This window comes from Photorhabdus sp. P32, from assembly GCF_038085095.1.
Lineage (GTDB): Bacteria > Pseudomonadota > Gammaproteobacteria > Enterobacterales > Enterobacteriaceae > Photorhabdus > Photorhabdus luminescens.
Map to the genome: position 1 here is coordinate 1 of NZ_JAZGJN010000240.1, position 17,468 is coordinate 17,468.

A 17,468-nucleotide genomic window follows, 5' to 3' on the forward strand; every position below is an offset into this window, starting at 1 on the left:
CGCAGTTAGAGGCCAGTTCTGTCAAGAGTGCGGCCGAGCAGTTGGCAAGCGTCCCGCCTTTTATCGGCTGTACCTTCTCTCTGGCGTGGCAGATTTCCGCATTGCGCGCGGCGGGATGGCCCAAGGAAAATACAGAGGCATGTACCCGATTTGCGGCGGATCTGGTCGCCGCAATGGGAGCTATCGCTGAAACTTGTGAACGGTTGTTGAATAATTTTCAGGTGCTTAGGTTAAAGCCTCTGCTGAGTTCTGTCTTGGGGGAAAAACTGCTGACCGAGGTAATAACGTGGATTGGGAGGGTAAAATGCCTTGGATCTTTGGCTGGGATCGTTGGGGTGTTATGGGATGGGTATCATGCTTGGGATGAGGTTTTTAATAAAGGCAATATAAGTTTGGGAATTGCCTATCTGGTCTCTGCGATAAGTGGAGGGTTATTGGTTTTCTGTTCCTTGGGGCCGGTAGGTATTGTTATTACCTTGTTGTTTTACTTTGGTGCCAATATTTATCTGGCGATGAAGAAGAAAGATGATATCCAGAAATGGTTGATGGCTTGCTTGTGGCGCAAAATTCCGGCAGGTGAAGAGGATATTCCTGTTATCTGGCCAGATAGCAGAATGGAAATGGATGCTTTTAATAAATTAATGACTTCAGCGGAGGCGTAGTTATGAAATGGAATATTTTGTATAACCCTTATAAATTGAATCGTCCTTTGACTAGGGGTGAAAGACGTGATCAACTTTGTCAGGGAAAACCAACTCAGATAACTGCTAAATATGGTCAGTATATTGTTGATCACGATACGGTAATACGTATGAATTCCACTTATATGGAAACGGTAGATAAGTATTATAGAGAGAAGGGATTCGTGAGTTTTCTTAATGCAACGGTATTTTTGGGTTACTTAGGAATGGCTTTATATTTTACTGGAAAAGCGATCTATCTATCTATTTTGAATGGAGCAATTAAAGAAAATACATTAATAGGGTTCATGATTATGATTCCTGCAACTGTGTTTTTTTTGTATTTCAGTGGCAAGTTTATCTTAAAAGAGTGGTTTGCTAAGACACACTATCCAATTCGATTTAACCGCAAAACCCAAATGATCCATGTTTACCGTTTTGATGGCACAGTATTATCGGTTCCCTGGAAAGAGGTGTTTTTTACCCCAACAATAGGAGGGGGTAAGTGGCCGGAATGGAGTATCAGCGGCCATATTCTGGCAGACGATCAGGAAACAGTATTAGAGACATTTAGTCTGGGGCTTTCTGGTGGTTTGGAATTGATGCCGGGTTATTGGGAGTTTATTCGTTGTTATATGGAGGAAGAGTGTTTACAGGAGCAGGCGGATATTATCGCTTTATGTCCTCCCATTGAGAAACAGAAAGAAAGTTATATTTTTGGATTACAGTATCTGATGCGGATGGGGTCTCGTTTGGACTGGCTTTTTGGATTTATGATACTGTTATGTGCTCTAATTACCAGTGTTACCCGTTATATTGCGATGCAGACCAGCAAAATACCACAATGGCCCCAAGAAGTGGAAGAGGCTTGTCAGGTTGATCCTGATGACCCGATTAATGTCAGCGCTGATAATAATCCCGTGCATTTATGGCGTTATGTTTTGGCGAATCAGGCGCGGGAAGAACGTCAGGCATTATATGATCGCCAATTCTCAGCATATACCCGTTTGCAAGAGAAAATTGCAATGGCTCATTCAACTTCGGCGGAGGCGTAGTTATGCAATTAAAAGGATTGTATATCCCTTATGAACTGAATCGTCCTTTGGTTTGGGAAGAAAAGGAAAATCAGCTTTACCAAGGAAAACCAACTCAGATAATTGGTAAATATGGTCAGTATATTACTGATCACGATACGGTGATCCGGATGAATTCTACTTATATGGAAACGGTAGATAAATATTACCGAGATAAGGGATTCATTAGTTCTGTGAATGTAACGGTATTTTTTTGTTGCTTAGGAATAGTCTTATTTTCTATTGGTTGCATAATTTACCAATGTATAAAGGGAGATTTTGAATTTCTGTCAAGTCCTCTGATTCTCTTACCTCTTATATCTCTGCTTCCGTATCTTATTGCTAAGTTTACCCTGAAAGAATGGTTTGCCAAGACACATTACCCAATTCGATTTAACCGCAAAACCCAGATGATCCATGTTTACCGTTTTAATGGCACAGTATTATCGGTTCCGTGGAAGGATGTGTTTTTTACCCGGACTGAGGAAAGAGATAGGAGGTGGGAATGGAGTATCGATGGTCATGTTTTGGCGGACGATCAAAGAACGGTATTAGAGACATTTAGTCTTGGGCTTTCTGGCTGGAGGGAAGACATAATACAGGGCTATTGGGAGTTTATCCGTTGTTATATGGAGGAAGAGTGTTTACAGGAGCAGGCGGATATTATTGCTTTATGCCCTCCTATTGAGAAACAGAAAGAAAGTTATATTTTTGGATTACAGTATCTGATGCGGATGAATTCGCGTTTGGACTGGATTTTGGGAGTCATAAAGCTGCCGTGTGCTCTAATTGCCAGTGTTACCCGTTATATTGCTATGCAGACCAGCAAAATACCGCAATGGCCTCAGGAAGTGGAAGAGGCTTGTCAGGTTGATCCTGATGACCCGATTAATGTCAGCGCTGATAATAATCCCGTGCATTTATGGCGTTATGTTTTGGCGAATCAGGAGCGGGAAGAACGTCAGGCATTATATGATCGCCAATTCTCAGCATATACCCGTTTGCAAGAGAAAATTGCAATGGCTCATTCAACTTCGGCAGAGGTGTAATTATGCAATTAGAAAGATTGTATATCCCTTATTGCTACTGGTTTTTATTTTTGTTATGTTGAAAGTGAGGTAATATAATGGCGAATATAGTGTTGCTTTGGAATATTCCTGTTTTTTACTTCTGTTTGAGTCTAAAAGCAGAACTCATTCCTCAATCACTGAATAGAATTCGGGTCAAAGGTAGTTAGATAGCGTGAGATTAAAAGTAAGAAAGTAAAAATCGAAAGGAATAATCATTAAGTTATCCCAAGAAGGGAAAATCGAAATTAACAATGCGTTAATGGCTTCCGCTCGCCTGAGAGAAAGTATTGTGTAGTACAAGAGAAACCGTAAGTTTAGTTAAAATGATTGATTGGAGTTCTTATGAAGAAGTTGAGTATAATTCTGTGGTTAGGTTTGATTATTGATTTGATCGCTATCGGAGGGTTTTTTTATTATTTGCAGTCACAACAGGCGACGCTAAATGGTTTAGATTATCAGGAGCAAGAGGTTTTTAAAGAGCTTTACCCTATTGCTCAACTGATAGCTATTGCTATTGCGATACAGGCGGTCAGTGTATTATTGCTTTTCGTTCATAAAAAGCTGGCGCTCTTTTTGGCTATGTTGTCTGGCTTTATAACGCTTCCGGTGGGATGTGTGTATATAATCGGTTTTCTTATGAGTTATAATAACTTACGCTTTGCCGAGTTACCGTTATTTAATTCAGCAAATAAAAAGCAACTTTCTCCTTACCTTCATTTTCGTCAGGAACGTTTTTATCTCGTTGCGGCCATATTAGGTGTGGCTGCTGTTGTGCAATTCAGTATATTCAGTATTACAGCTTCGATGGGAGTATTATTAGTGGTTGCTGCAATCGTATCTGCCATTAACGGTATTCGCCTGACTAATCGGCCTGTGTTGGGTATTTATGGCGATCAATTGGTAATTACACCTTCCTTATTCAGTAAAACCTATCAGGTAGGTTGTGAACAGGTGGCGATGAAGAAAAAAGGTGAAAAGACAATTAGCTTTATTATCCAGACTCATTCATTGAAAGAAATGGTGAATATTAAGCGTGACCTTATTAGAACCTCTGATGATCATGCCGATATTGAAGAAATTGAAAAAAAATTAACACAACAAGGGGCTATAGAATGAAAGGCGTTATCCGTATTCACGATAAAACCACTCATGGCGGTCAGGTGCTGAGTGGTTCGCAGAAAATGAAATTTAGCGGTCTTGGGGTTGCACGTAAAACCGATCCGGTTTCCTGTCCGAAACACGGTAATACCACGATTATCGAAGGTCATCCCACGCTAAAAGATAACGGCTTGCCGGTGGCCTTTCATGGTCATCGCTGTGGTTGCGGCTGCACACTGATGACCTCTTTAAACACTGCGACAGTGAGTTAATGTATGCCCGTAGATATGAGTGCTATTCCCATACCGGCAGAGCGTAAGCCGGGGCCGATAATAAAACGCTGGCTAATTGCGCTGATGATATTCATATCATTGGGTGGTTGCGCCGCCGTTATGTACTGGCCCGCCGGCGCGCCAATTCATACCCCTTGGTTCTGGTGCTGTTTTCTGGTTTTTCCATTTCTGGCCTGGGCCGGCGCTTTTGGCATCCGGTGCTTGTGTTACCAGATCTGCCAGATATGGTCTGACAGTTGGGATTATGAGCGCGAGGTCTGTTTATATCAGGAGACGCAGCGAGGTCAGCGACATTTAAATGTGCTGGCTCATGTGGTTGATCTTCCTCAAACCGTGATGACAGGTTCACTGGCGACACAGTTAATGGCGCAAAAGGCGGTATTACCTTCATGGGTGGATATGGCTGATGGTCAGGTCGTGCGTCAGACACGTTTCGACATGCCAGAACATCCGAGCCGTGAGCTGCTTTACGAAAAAATGGCGGCGCTGTTAGCTGATGAGACACTGACCGCTGCGCTGCGTCAGTTACCTGTTCATTATACGGTTTTCTCGTCGTTACAGATTGATGCGGGTTTAGATGCTGCGGAATATGAAGCGGTCTGGCAGTCAGTCTGGGAAGCTTCGGGCATCAGGACTCCGCTATCAATATTACCGGGAACGGGGCTGGATATTATTGATAGCTGGCTGGATACCTCCCGCCATAATGCAGTTTTGCTGATAGTCGCTATTCGGCTTGCGACAGAAGTGATGGATGGTCAAGGTGATGCTGCTGTTGGGTTATTGCTGAATTCAATACCCATTCGCCAATCTACCCTGTTCGTACCACAACTTGAACCTATCTCTGCGATACAAGCCATCATACACCGGCCTGAACTTACCCAAGATGATGATATGAAATATGCATTGTCGCAGGCGTTGCTATGGGCTGATATTTCGGCTGACTCAATTCATCAACTGTGGTTTTCAGGTATGGGCTGCGATAACCAATCTCAGGCGATCTTTACGCCATTAATTGATCAACTGCCCAATGTGGGGAAACAGACTGAAAGGCAGTGTGATATTGACGTTCAAACCGGTTTCACCGGCATAGCTTCCCCTTGGTTAGCGGCTGCCGTCGCTATTGATGCCGTAACCACCCACAAGCAGGCGCAATTAGTCATGAGTACGCCTGCGCCCGATAGGCTTATTCCTTGGTTTATGGTGATTAAACCGGCGGAAACACTGGAGGCAGTATGAAGAAATATATGACGTTATTCTGGGGTATTTTTGGATTACCGCTGGTACTGATAACCGCCTGTAGTCTGATGATATGGTTTAAGCCGGAGTGGTTAAACATACAGGGGCAGCCGTTATTAGAAAAACAACTGGCATTTCAATGTTATGTATTGATTGCCAGTGTGCTGTTTTTTCTGATTTCTGTTCTGATAACACGTTTGTTTGTCCATGATGCTCGTACCGCTTTCCGCTATTGGCGGCGACAAAATGAGGTGCCTGAAACGGTATCTACATCTGCTGAACCTGATCCGGTATTCAGAGAATTGACTCGCCATTTGTGCCGTCGTTATGGTTTTTTCTGGCGGTTTAAGGTGCGTATTTTAATGGTCGCCGGTGAACCGGAACAAGTGGAAGCCATTGCGCCCGGGCTGACAGCGCAACACTGGCAGGAAGGCGAGCACAACCTGTTGCTGTGGGGCGGCAGTTTGCAGACGCCGCCGGATAAAGCGCAGTTACAGGCGTTGCGCCAGTTGCGTCGCCGTCGCCCGCTGGATGGGGTGGTGTGGGCGAAGACCGAAGACCAACTCAGCCAGCGGACGCAGATAGAGACCGCGTTGCGCATGCTGGAGAAACAGGGGCAACAGCTTGGCTGGCAGGCGCCGGTGTATGTGTGGAATGTGCGTCACAGCAACTGGGACCAGCGCGACCGGCCAACTCAGACGGTGGGCTGTTTTCTGTCAGCCGGGGAGACGCCGGAGAGGCTGGCGCAGAATCTGCATAGTTTGATACCGACGCTGGCGAACCGGGGCATGGAACAGGCGATAGCGGAAAATCGTCACGATTTTCTGTTGCGGCTGGCGCAGTCTTTGCGGGATGGCGGGGTGACGCGTCTGGTGACCCAGTTGACGCCGTTGTTAGACCGGCCGCCGCTAATGCTGGCGGGAGTGACGTTCAGTTTACCGCTGCCGGTGCCGTCCGGGATGGTGGAACATGGCTGGCTGGTGGATGCCAGCTGGAATGGTGTGCTGGAGCATGTGCGCGATATCCGGGGACAGGCGGTGGGTTTCCCGTGGGAGAAAAGCGCCCAGTGGGGGGTGATAGCGCTGGCGGCATTGTGGGGCGCGGGCAGTGTGACTTCATTTGGGGTTAACCGCCATCAGATAGCGGTCAGTCGTGAACGGATCAGCGCGGCCAGTGACCATCAGGGAACCTTATCGGCCCGTCTGCTCAGTCAGCATGACTTGCAATTGCAGATTGACCGGTTGCAGCGCCAGTCAGCGCAGGGGACGCCGTGGTACAGCGGTTTCGGGCTCAATCAGAATGATGCCCTGCTGAAAATGATGTGGCCGGTGTATCAGCGCAACAATGCCGAATTGATACGTGATGCCGCTGCCCGGTTGCTCCATCAGCGTTTGACCGAACTGGTGAATTTACCGGCGGGCAGCGCACAGCGTCATCAGCGTATCACATCGGCGTATAACCAGCTGAAAGTGTATCTGATGATGGCCCGGCCGGAGAAAGCGGATGCGGCGGTGATGAGCCGGGTACTGATGGCGGACTGGCCGCGCCGGGCCGGAGTGACGGATGGCCTGTGGCAAAACACCGGCGAATCGCTGCTGGCGTTTTATGCGGAGAATTTACCGCGCCACCCGGAGTGGAAAATCAGCGTGGATAACGGGCTGGTTGGCGAAGTGCGTCAGATATTGCTCAATCAACTTGGTCAGCGTCATGCGGAGAGTATGCTGTACCAGAAAATGCTGCAACAGGTGGCCCACAGTTACGGGGATTTAAGGCTGGCGCAGATGACCGGGGCGACGGATGCGAGCCGCCTGTTTACCACCGGTCAGGTCGTACCGGGGATGTTTACCCGTCAGGCATGGGAAGGGCAGGTACAAAAAGCGATAGCGCAGGTGGCGGCGTCCCGGCAGGAAGAGATTGACTGGGTGCTCAGCGATGGCCGTCAGCCGGTATTGAAGGCAGTGTCGCCGGCGGAGCTGAAAGCCCGGTTGACGGAGCGTTATTTTACTGACTTCGCCGGAGCGTGGCTGAATTTCCTCAACAGTCTGCGCTGGCATAAAGCCCATAACCTGTCCGACACCATAGACCAGTTAACCCTGATGGCGGATGCGCGTCAGTCGCCGTTGATTGCCCTGATGGATACGCTGGCTTATCAGGGAGAAACCGGGCAACCGGGAGCGGCGTTAGCGGATTCGCTGATGAAATCGGCACAAAACCTGTTCCAGAAAAATAAGCTGCCAATGATTGACGACCAGACCCGTATGCCATCGGGGCCGCTGGATAACACGTTTGGTCCGTTATTAGCGCTGATGGGTAAAAGCACCGGGGAAAACGGGCTGACGGCGGACCCGTCACTCAGTCTGCAAACCTTCCTGACGCGGGTAACCCGGGTGCGTCTGGCGCTGCAACAACTGGCGAATACGGATGACCCGCCGGCGGTGATGGAAGCGCTGGCGCAGAGTGTGTTTCAGGGGAAAAGCGTGGAACTGACAGACACGCGGACCTACGGCAGTTTGATAGCCGCCAGTCTGGGAGCGGAGTGGAACGGATTTGGTCAGACGGTGTTTGTGCAGCCGTTAACTGAGGCGTGGCAGACGGTATTACAGCCGGCGGCGGCCAGTCTGAATGCGCAATGGCAGTCGGCGGTGGCGGCGGACTGGCAGACCGACTTTAACGGACGTTACCCGTTTGTGGCGGGACAAGATGAGGCGTCGTTGCCGATGCTCGGGCAGTTTATTCGGGCCGATAGCGGGCGGATAGAGCAGTTTCTGCACAGTCAGTTAGGCGGGGTGCTGCATAAAGAGGGTAAACATTGGGTGGTGGATGAAGTGAACAGTCAGGGACTGCATATTAACCCGGCCTTTTTAACTGCGATAAATAAACTGAGTCAGGTCGCGGATGTGCTGTTTGCTAACGGCAGCGAGGGAATACGATTTGAATTGCGGGCGAAACCGGTGCGTGATGTGGCGGAAACGGACCTGACGATAGATAGTCAGCGGTTGCGTTACTTTAACCAGATGGAGAGCTGGCAGCGTTTACGCTGGCCGGGAGACGAAGATAATCCCGGCGTGGCGCTGACCTGGACCGGCGTGAATACGGGAGCCCGGTTGTATGGCGAGTATCCGGGGACGTGGGGATTGATGCGCTGGCTGGAGGCGGCACAGGTGCAGATGCTGGATGACAGTCGTTACCGGCTGAGATTTACCACGCCAGAGGGGTTACCGCTGACCTGGGTATTACGTACCGAAGTGGGGAAAGGGCCGCTGGCGTTGCTGAAACTGCGGGGTTTTATATTACCGAAAACGATTTTTGAGGAGAATAGGGGAAATACTCTGGCTGAATCGGAGATAAATAATAACGACTGGGGAGCAGAATAATCGCTTATTTGACGGAATAAACTGGAGGTGATAAATGGCGTGATATTACCGGTTATTGCCAGAATAGGTCACTGAGTTCAGCCATTCATTCGGTTTCAATATTTTATAAGCATATCATCGTGATATTCCTATTTGTCTGTAATGCTTTATTATGAGGCAGGGTAATTGCTGCCCTGAATCAGGGGTAATCTATTATTAATGGGATGATGCTAAATAATGCAATCTATTCTCATTCGCAGAATATAACTGAGAATCATTCCTTTTTTACGCATCGGTAACGTATTGGTGATAGTGAATGTTAGTCATAAGGTGAGTGTTTTGATATTATTTAATATATTGAAAATAATATCAAAATAGACTTTATTTCAATGATTTTGAACGAAATGAATATAAGAAAGGTGAATTGATTTCATATTATTTAAATCAATGCAATATTTTTATATAAACAAATTAAATCCTGTTTATATTTGGTTTAAATAGGATGGTTTTCGCCGTTGATATTAAGCATATTGTGCTATTTAATAAAAAAAGACTTGATTTTAATATGCACTCGCATGGAGGATATGGATTATTCAGTAACTGTCTATGTAGTTAATGGAACTATTAATTTAAACGCATGTGCCAGGCTATACGATTATTCTTCTCCCGGTTAACTGCTGAATAAGGAAATACCGGCATCTATTGACTGTTCCCCGAATTTACCGGGGATGACAACCGAGGATTTATTCGGTTGGGGTTTTAATCACGTCACCGATATTGGTGGCATTACCCATTCAATAATAGAGGAGTTATGGGTATGGCAATCCCTGCGTATTTATGGTTGAAAGATGACGGCGGCGCCGACATTAAAGGCTCGGTGGATGTACACAACCGGGAGGGCAGTATCGAGGTTGTGGCGCTGGAACATGCGTTACATATCCCGACGGATAACAATACCGGCAAGCTGACCGGCACTCGTGTGCATGCGCCGTTGGTGTTCACTAAAGAGGTCGATGCGTCTAGCCCGTATCTGTATAAAGCGGTGACGTCTGGTCAGACCCTGAAATCGGCGGAATTCAAGTGGTACCAAATTGATGATGCTGGTCAGGAGAAGGTCTATTTCATCACTCATCTGAACAACGTGAAGGTGGTAAAAGTGGCGCCTCTGATGCATGACATCAAAGATCCGACCAAAGAGAAGCACAACCATCTGGAACGTGTCGAGCTTCGTTACGAAAAAATCACCTGGACGTACAAAGACGGCAACATCATTCACTCTGATGCGTGGAATGAGCGCAATCAGGCGTAATGGGTTGATGGGCTGGCGGTTATGCCGGCCACTTTAAATCTAACAGGCGCCGGTGTTGTTGCGGTGCCTGTTAAATGGGATACCGGGCGAGGTGATCTCGTTAGGTAAATAAATTTTACCGAGAGTTACGCATGGTCGTAGCTCGGTGGAATTTAAGAGATACCTAATGACCCAGAGTATTCCCTCAAAGAACCAGGATGATGTTGTGATGAATCAATCATTTTGTTGGATGTGTTTAGAGGTTTTAGTTGAAAGGGCATTACTTTCTTCTAAAAGTTTGCTCGTTAAACGAGTAGCAAGGCTTCTGGCGTGGGAATATCTTGTTTGGCTGTGCAGTTGGGAAGCAATGCTCCTTATTTTCCTTGTTGAAGTGTTAGTGACATATTTTTCTGAAAATGATTTACAAAAATGGTGCAGAAGTTGTGTTTTTGGTTTGGAACCAGCAAAGGGTTTGCAATCCACGCAATCTATTTACTTTGAGTCGCAACGAAATGCGTTGTGTGAAAAACAACGTAAAAGTTTTGCTGACGCAATCAAGGATATCTCATGAGTATCCATCGTCCTTATAAAGAAGCCATCAATTTTCCCGATAGCAAAAAAGCAGCAGAGCAGGAAATAATGAATTTTCAAGCTAAAATCCCTGAACTGAAGAGGTTAAGGAAAATCAAAGCTAATTCCCCGGATGGAAAGTTGAATAAGGGTAGTAAGCGGGTTTTACCAGATAAGAGCTGTTATTCCAGCTATTACTACTATTACTAATTCAAGTAATAAAGCCGTGGAGGAAAATTAAAGAGAGCATGTAATGGGGAGTCTTCGGGATTATCTATAACGAGACGTAGAGATATTAAGAGATTACTTTTCTTTGGGGAATTCAGTAACGAATTATCCAATGTAAAGTTTTATCTATTTTTATTCGGTTTGTTTGTAATTTTGTGTAAATTAAGGTTTTTTTGTGAATCAGATCTATAAAATAGTTTGGGTAGGTTTAGCTATTAATGTATTAACCTATGTTGTCTTACTGGTTGCTATAAAGGTAGCTGGTGCTGGTTATTTTGTTCTTTCTTATGAAGAGCAACATCTTGTTGCTAAATTATCGATATTCAATGCTTTGATGTTGATTTTTATTTTTCTGGAGGTGGTTAATCTGTTTGTTATTCTCAAAGCGCCAAAGTATGCGAAAATCAGTTCGTTTATTACAGCTTGTCTTTTTCCATTTGGCGCGGTTTATTTCATTGGGTGTTTGTTGTTAATTCAACGAGTTGCACTATCCCCATTCTATGAATATCAATATCAGGCAGGTAATGTGACTCCCGATTCCGCGGTCTATTTTGTACGGGATAAGTATTGGAAAAGGATGTGTATTTTTGGTTGCATAACGCTGATTATGCCAATGAAGGGCGCGATGAGTATTTGTATGATGATGACGGCTATGCATTGTCTCTCATATCGTAAAACAGAAGGTCGTTATTTCTTTGCCGAGACAGACGGGGGCTTTTTATTAACACCCACCGCGTTGAGTAAAACTATTTTCTTGCCCTATGGCTGTATTAATAGGGTGGAGGATCGTGAAAACAGTGTACTGGTTGCTGTTAATTTAAATAAAAAAATCGACATTGTATTCTCAAAGAAATTTGTCGAAAGAGACGACCTTATAAAAGTCATCAAGCTGCTTTCACAGGCAGCATTGAATAATCCGAACGATAATATTATCACGTTCTAAATGTGAAAAATTTATCCTTAATGATATAGGGTTCATGATGTTTAAAGGTGTTATTCGCTTGAGCGATCAGCTTAATAGCGATGGTGAAGTTATTGCTGTCTCTTTAGTTGAAATAAAACAAGTTTCAATGGCTGACAGAGATATTCAGCGTCAAAGGAGAATATAAAGATGCTGCAACAGCTAATTGAGAGTTGTTTTGTTGAACGTGATGCGTTGGCAGAAGCGCGGCAGAACGCGGCGCTATGGGAAAACTGGTTGTTACCCATTAGTACCGATGCGCCCACTGGCAGTGATCCGGTCTATGAAGATGATTTTCTGTGTATGCGGGAGGAGGTCAATAAACTCAGTGGCGTTGATACCGCTCTGATTTGTCAACTGGCGGAAAAGCTGTTGACCACCCGGTGCAAAGATGTTCGCGTGGCGACCTACTATGTGTGGGCCCGTCTGCATGGTGAGGGGGAGCGCGGTCTGGCGGAAGGGTTGGCGCTATTGGCTGGATTGGCGGATCGTTTTGGCGAAGCCCTGCTACCCAGTCGGGCTAGCAGCCGTAAAGCGGCGCTGGAGTGGCTGACTGGCGCCAAAATGCGGGACAGTTTATCACGCTATCCAGAGGTAAATCGGACTGACTTTGACCATATTCTGGCTGCGTTGGCGTTACTGGAACAATCATTTTCCTCTTGGGATGAAGAATCTCGTCCAAGCATCGTTGGGCTGGCAAGAACACTGGAGAACCGATTGGCTCAGTCCGGCGGCGTGAGTGCGGTGGTGCCGCAAACTGCCGCTCCAGTACCGCCATCGACGGGGCAGAGCAATGTATCAGCGCCGGGCAAGCCGCCGGTTTGGCGTCAGGTGCAATCTGGGCGTGATCTGCTGGATCAAGCGCGTGAATTGGTGCGTTATCTGCGCGATCAGCCTCAAGGTTGGCTCTCTTCTGCCCGGCTGATACGTAGCGTCCGTTGGGATACCGTACATCAGTTACCACCACAGGATGCTGATGAGCGTACCCGTTTGGTTCCTCCCCGTACTGAATATCGCGCCCAGTTAAAGCGGCTTTACCGGCAACAGAACTGGCATGAGTTATTGGAACAGGTCGAGCGCCTGTTTGCGGAAGGGGTGAATCATTTTTGGCTGGATTTGCAATGGTATCTCTGTCAGGCATTGAGTCGATTAGGCTGCCCTTATGAAAGTTGGGCGGACATCATGAAACACGATTTGAGAATACTGCTTGAACGGCTGCCGGGGCTGGAGAGTCTGGCCTATAACGATGGAACGCCTTTTGCCGATGAGGTGACCGCCAACTGGATAACCCAACAGGTTCATGACCATCAGGCAGATTGGCAGTTTGAGCATTTACCGGCGCAACCTCGACACGATGATGATGTTTTGGCGCTGGAGGCGGAAGCGCTGCAACTGGCGGACAGCGAAGGCATTGACGCGGCGTTACGTTGGTTGGGGCAATTGCCTGGCATCAATGGGGCGCGCTGCCGCTGGTTGCAGCGTTTGCTGATGGCGCGGGTGGCTGAGCAATACGGCAAAAATGAAATGGCGCTGCATTTACTGACTGAGCTTGACGCCGATGAGCAATTCAATCTTGGCGAATGGGAGCCGGAACTGATGTTTGAGGTGAAAGCGTGTCTGCTTAAGTTGCTGCGCATGAAAGCCCAACGCAGTGAACATGATAAAGCGAGGATGGCGCAACGGATGGAGACGCTGCTGGCGGGATTGGTGGCGATTGATCCGGTCAGAGCGTCGGTACTTTGCGGGTGATTGACTCTGCTTATCAGTTGTCGGCGCCGCCATACGCGCCTTCTCAACTTGTTTTATTCCTTTTCGTTTTATAACAACCATTAAGAGTGATGATATGGATGATTTAATTCTCCGCTATTACGAGGCGGAAATGCACTATCTGCGTGAAGCTGGCAAAGAGTTTGCGCAGGCGCACCCGGACCGGGCAGCCATGCTGAATTTGAGTGATGATCGGGATCTCGATCCTTATGTGGAGCGATTGCTTGAAGGCTTCGCTTTCCTGATAGGACGGATGCGCCAGAAACTTGACGATGATTTGCCGGAACTGACGGAAGGGCTGGTTAGTTTGCTCTGGCCGCACTATCTGCGGACTATTCCTTCACTTTCCATTGTTGAATTGGCTCCGGATTATCAGACTTTGGCAAAAAGTGAGATGATCGCCAAAGGGTTTGAAGTGATATCTCAGCCCGTAGGGCCAAGCCAGACCCGCTGCTATTACCGGACTACCCGTGATGTGCAGATTACACCGCTGCATATCGCCTCTGCTACGTTGCAAAATGAAGCTGACGGCCGTTCAGTGATCCGTTTGCGTTTTGACTGCGGTCAGTTGACGGAGTGGGATAAAGTGGATTTGACGCGGCTGCCTCTGTACCTCAAAGCGGGCCGTCCGGTGAGTTCTGCCTTGCATCTGGCGCTAACCCGACAGACTCAACATATTTACGCACGCTTGCCGAATCAGGAAAAGCGTTCTCATCTTAATAATGGCTCTTTTTCACCGATGGGGTTTGACAGCGATGATCTCTTATGGCCGAAAGAAGGGAGCGCGTTCAGTGGTTATCAGTTGTTGCTGGAATATTTTACTTTCCGCGAAAAATTTATGTTTGTGGCGCTCAATGGCTTGGATTCGTTAGAGATTTCTAGCGGTACGCCTTGGTTTGAGTTGGATATCGTACTCAGTGAGCTGTGGCCCTATGAATTGAAGTTTTCAGCGGAAAATATCCGATTGCATTGTGTGCCGGTAATCAATTTGTTCAATGTTGAAGCCGATCCGATGCACATTTCGCGTCTGCAAAATGAGTATCTACTGCGCCCGATGCGCATTCAGGATGGTCATACCGAAATCTATTCGGTGGATGAAGTCTCCTCTTCTCGACGAGGCGATGCGCAGCGTTTTGTGCCGTTCAGCAGCTTTCGCCATCGGGGCGGTATTATGCGTAGTTCCGCGCCGGAGCGTTATTTCCATACGCGTGTATCTCGAGGTCCTTCGGGTTTGCACGATACCTGGCTGATCCTCGGCGGGGAATCGTTTGAAACTGACCCAGAGATTGATGATGAAACCCTTTCGCTGCGTATCACCGGAACCAACGGTCAGTTACCCCGTCAGGCATTACGTAATACACAGCTTGAACAGACATTGCACTCCGCCGCAGGCAAGCTGAGCGTAAGCAACCTCTGTTCACCAACGTTGCCTTGTTATCCCCCGGCGAATGACCGTTTCCACTGGCGGATATTGAGTCATCTCGGTTCTAACTTTCTTAGCATGATGGATAACCCGGAAGTGCTGCGCGGCACGTTAGGGCTTTATAACTGGACGAATGACGAGATGAACTGCCGCTGTCTGGATGCCATTGTTGGGGTGAAACACGCGTTGATTGAACGTTTTGAAAAGGGCTTTCTACTCCGGGGCGTTGATATTGAGATTACGCTGAACAGCAATGGCTTTTCCGGCGAAGGCGATATTTTCCTATTCGGTGAGCTGCTTAACCGTTTCTTCTCGCTGTATACCGATATTCATCTGTTTAACCAATTGACACTAATCCTTCAACCATCAGGGAGATGTTTGCGATGGCAAGAAAATCACAATCAGCGTATTCCCGGTTAATGCAGCAATTGGCGCCGAACATTTACGATTTTAACTTTTATCGCTTCTGTCAGTTGCTGGAGAGTATGCGGGATGGGTGTCCGCCGTTAGGCAGTACGATGTCGCCCGGTGATGATCCGATCCGTTTCCGGCCTGATCCCGGTATGGGGTTTCCCGCCGGTGAATTTAAAAATGTGGAGTGGGATGAGCAACAGCCTGAACAGCCGCCGACAGTACGTACAACGTTTCTTGGCTTGTATGGCGTAGATTCACCGCTGCCGACGGCTTATCTGAATGATATCGTTCAGCAGAGTGAAGGCTATGAAAGCGTAGCAGATTTTCTGGATATTTTTAACCATCGAATAATGACCCAGTATTACCGTATCTGGCGTAAATATTCCTATCCCGCGACTTATGAACCGAGTGGTCAAGATCAAACCTCGCAATGCCTGCTTGGGCTGATTGGTTTGGGGATCGCCGGCAGCCAGCAACATATTGCTACGCCGGCTTCTCGCTTTTTGGCGCTGCTCAGTATTATGCGGTTGCCAACCCGGATAGCGGAAGGCGTGATGGCGCTGGTCAAGCTGTTGGCTCCTCTCACGCAGGTACAGGTGGTTCCTCATGATCGCAAGCGAGTACGGTTTACCCAACCGGTTCGTTTAAGTCGTCACCATCCGATTCCACTTTCTCAACGTCCCGTACTGGGCAAAGTCGGGACGGATGTTAACAGCCAAATGGCGCTGGATCTCTATACCGAAGATACCGATGAAGCTCAAGGGTGGTTACCGCAGGGAGAACTGCATACCGACCTGTTGGTGTTGCTGCGTGTTTATCTGGGCTGGCGTTGCAGTGTGCGATTACAGCTCACTTTACCCAAATGGGTATTGCCATCGGCGCAGTTAGGGAAACAGCGCGTTCGGTTAGGTCGAACAGGCGTATTGGGATTGAAATCGGGAGCACAAACGGTTTCAGGCATGGTGAAAATTAATCTGGGGCGCTATCAAGGGCTCTTACCGAGTTATCAATATAGGGAGGCCGAGAATGGCAGCTATCAATTTTAAATCCGTCGTGATGGGCGGCATCGTGTGTCTGATGACGCAAGGGTTAGTTGGATGTGGTCTGACACAGACCGTAACTGACGGCACGGTAGCCGTGACGCAATCCATTTTTCATAAACAGGTGAAAACGCTGCGTTTGGATTTCAGCGCTCGCAGCGCGCTTAACGCCACCGATGCGCAAACTCCGTTGAGCACGGTAGTACGTGTTTATCAGCTTAAAGACAATAGAGCATTTGAGCGTGCCAGTTATGCGGAACTGTTGAAAGGCGATAGTGAAGTGCTTAAGCCGGATCGGCTGACGCAGCGGGATATCAGAGTGGCGCCGAAGGGGAGTGTGTCACTGGATATGCCGATGGAGAAAGCGACACGGTTTGTTGGGATTGTAGGGCTGTTTCACACACCGGATGCTGCCGACAATGGTTGGCGGTTGGTGATCAGGCGCGACGAATTGGATGCTGATAAACCGCGCACGATCGAGTTGGGTAGCGGCGCCCTGACACTGAATGCGATGAAGGGGTGATCAATGAAACATCTAAGACCTTCGCTTTACGAAATGTTGATGTTTAACTTTAACGGTGGGTTGGATCTCAAGCAGATCGATGAACGGAATCAGGTGATTTTATCCGTGATGGATAATATGCAACGTATCCTGAGCAGCCGTGCGGGTTCGCTTGCCCATTTGCCGGATTATGGCCTGCCTGATTTCAACGTCATTTTGCAAGGGCTGCCGGCGTCGTCACAGAGTCTGATTGCCACAATCGAACACACGTTGTTGACCTATGAACCGCGTTTGAAACAAGTCTATATCACATTACTACCGCAAATTGAGCCGGGGCATCTGCGTTATGACATCAACGCAGAGCTGAAAGACATAGGATTAGTGCGTTTTAGTACGGAATTTGTACCGGAAGGGAAAGTATTAATCCGCCACTTACGTCAACAAGGCCATATAGATTAACCCTCTGTTTCAT

16 protein-coding genes and 1 pseudogene are annotated in these 17,468 nt (G+C 47.5%); all 17 read left to right on the forward strand.

From position 1 onward, the window contains the following. Window positions 1–662: pseudogene (locus V2H77_RS07830) on the forward strand (hypothetical protein); the annotation flags it as partial. Between the two features lie 2 nt (window positions 663–664). Next, window positions 665–1,735, forward strand: coding sequence for a DUF6708 domain-containing protein (locus tag V2H77_RS07835; protein ID WP_341498359.1), 1,071 nt, complete (start codon window positions 665–667; stop codon window positions 1,733–1,735). 2 nt (window positions 1,736–1,737) lie between these two features. Then, window positions 1,738–2,802, forward strand: a complete 1,065-nt coding sequence (locus V2H77_RS07840) for a DUF6708 domain-containing protein (protein ID WP_341498360.1) — start codon at window positions 1,738–1,740, stop codon at window positions 2,800–2,802. 363 nt (window positions 2,803–3,165) lie between these two features. Continuing rightward, the gene (locus tag V2H77_RS07845; RefSeq protein WP_341498361.1) at window positions 3,166–3,939 is read left to right on the forward strand and encodes a hypothetical protein; all 774 of its coding nucleotides are present in this window, start codon (window positions 3,166–3,168) and stop codon (window positions 3,937–3,939) included. Further along, window positions 3,936–4,193: a PAAR domain-containing protein gene (locus V2H77_RS07850; protein ID WP_341498362.1), complete on the forward strand. Its 258-nt coding sequence runs from the start codon at window positions 3,936–3,938 to the stop codon at window positions 4,191–4,193. Before V2H77_RS07845 ends, V2H77_RS07850 begins: the two co-directional genes overlap by 4 nt. Before the next feature lie 3 nt (window positions 4,194–4,196). Next, complete coding sequence (locus V2H77_RS07855) at window positions 4,197–5,450, forward strand: hypothetical protein (protein ID WP_341498363.1); 1,254 nt, start codon at window positions 4,197–4,199, stop codon at window positions 5,448–5,450. After that, window positions 5,447–8,824, forward strand: a complete 3,378-nt coding sequence (locus V2H77_RS07860; protein ID WP_341498364.1) for an ImcF-related family protein — start codon at window positions 5,447–5,449, stop codon at window positions 8,822–8,824. The genes V2H77_RS07855 and V2H77_RS07860 overlap by 4 nt, the downstream gene beginning before the upstream one ends. Before the next feature lie 796 nt (window positions 8,825–9,620). Further along, window positions 9,621–10,112: an Hcp family type VI secretion system effector gene (locus tag V2H77_RS07865; RefSeq protein WP_049584517.1), complete on the forward strand. Its 492-nt coding sequence runs from the start codon at window positions 9,621–9,623 to the stop codon at window positions 10,110–10,112. A gap of 205 nt (window positions 10,113–10,317) precedes the next feature. Then, window positions 10,318–10,662 (forward strand): hypothetical protein, encoded by a 345-nt coding sequence (locus V2H77_RS07870; protein ID WP_341498365.1) that lies wholly within the window; start codon window positions 10,318–10,320, stop codon window positions 10,660–10,662. Continuing rightward, entirely contained in the window at window positions 10,659–10,871 is a 213-nt protein-coding gene (locus V2H77_RS07875; protein ID WP_341498366.1) for a hypothetical protein, read from the forward strand. Before V2H77_RS07870 ends, V2H77_RS07875 begins: the two co-directional genes overlap by 4 nt. 193 nt (window positions 10,872–11,064) lie before the next feature. After that, window positions 11,065–11,832 carry a hypothetical protein gene (locus V2H77_RS07880; protein WP_341498367.1) on the forward strand — a complete coding sequence of 256 codons (768 nt, stop codon included), beginning with the start codon at window positions 11,065–11,067 and terminating at the stop codon, window positions 11,830–11,832. A gap of 34 nt (window positions 11,833–11,866) precedes the next feature. Continuing rightward, window positions 11,867–11,998, forward strand: coding sequence for a hypothetical protein (locus V2H77_RS07885; RefSeq protein ID WP_341498368.1), 132 nt, complete (start codon window positions 11,867–11,869; stop codon window positions 11,996–11,998). Window positions 11,999–12,000: 2 nt separating this feature from the next. Next, window positions 12,001–13,599, forward strand: coding sequence for a type VI secretion system protein TssA (gene tssA, locus V2H77_RS07890; RefSeq protein ID WP_341498369.1), 1,599 nt, complete (start codon window positions 12,001–12,003; stop codon window positions 13,597–13,599). 94 nt (window positions 13,600–13,693) lie between these two features. Beyond that, the gene (gene tssF, locus V2H77_RS07895) at window positions 13,694–15,460 is read left to right on the forward strand and encodes a type VI secretion system baseplate subunit TssF (RefSeq protein ID WP_341498370.1); all 1,767 of its coding nucleotides are present in this window, start codon (window positions 13,694–13,696) and stop codon (window positions 15,458–15,460) included. Next, window positions 15,424–16,500, forward strand: a complete 1,077-nt coding sequence (gene tssG, locus V2H77_RS07900) for a type VI secretion system baseplate subunit TssG (RefSeq protein WP_341498371.1) — start codon at window positions 15,424–15,426, stop codon at window positions 16,498–16,500. Before tssF ends, tssG begins: the two co-directional genes overlap by 37 nt. Further along, window positions 16,481–17,017, forward strand: a complete 537-nt coding sequence (tssJ, locus tag V2H77_RS07905) for a type VI secretion system lipoprotein TssJ (RefSeq protein WP_341498372.1) — start codon at window positions 16,481–16,483, stop codon at window positions 17,015–17,017. The genes tssG and tssJ overlap by 20 nt, the downstream gene beginning before the upstream one ends. A 3-nt stretch (window positions 17,018–17,020) precedes the next feature. After that, complete coding sequence (tssE, locus tag V2H77_RS07910) at window positions 17,021–17,455, forward strand: type VI secretion system baseplate subunit TssE (protein ID WP_049584507.1); 435 nt, start codon at window positions 17,021–17,023, stop codon at window positions 17,453–17,455. Window positions 17,456–17,468: the final 13 nt, after the last annotated feature.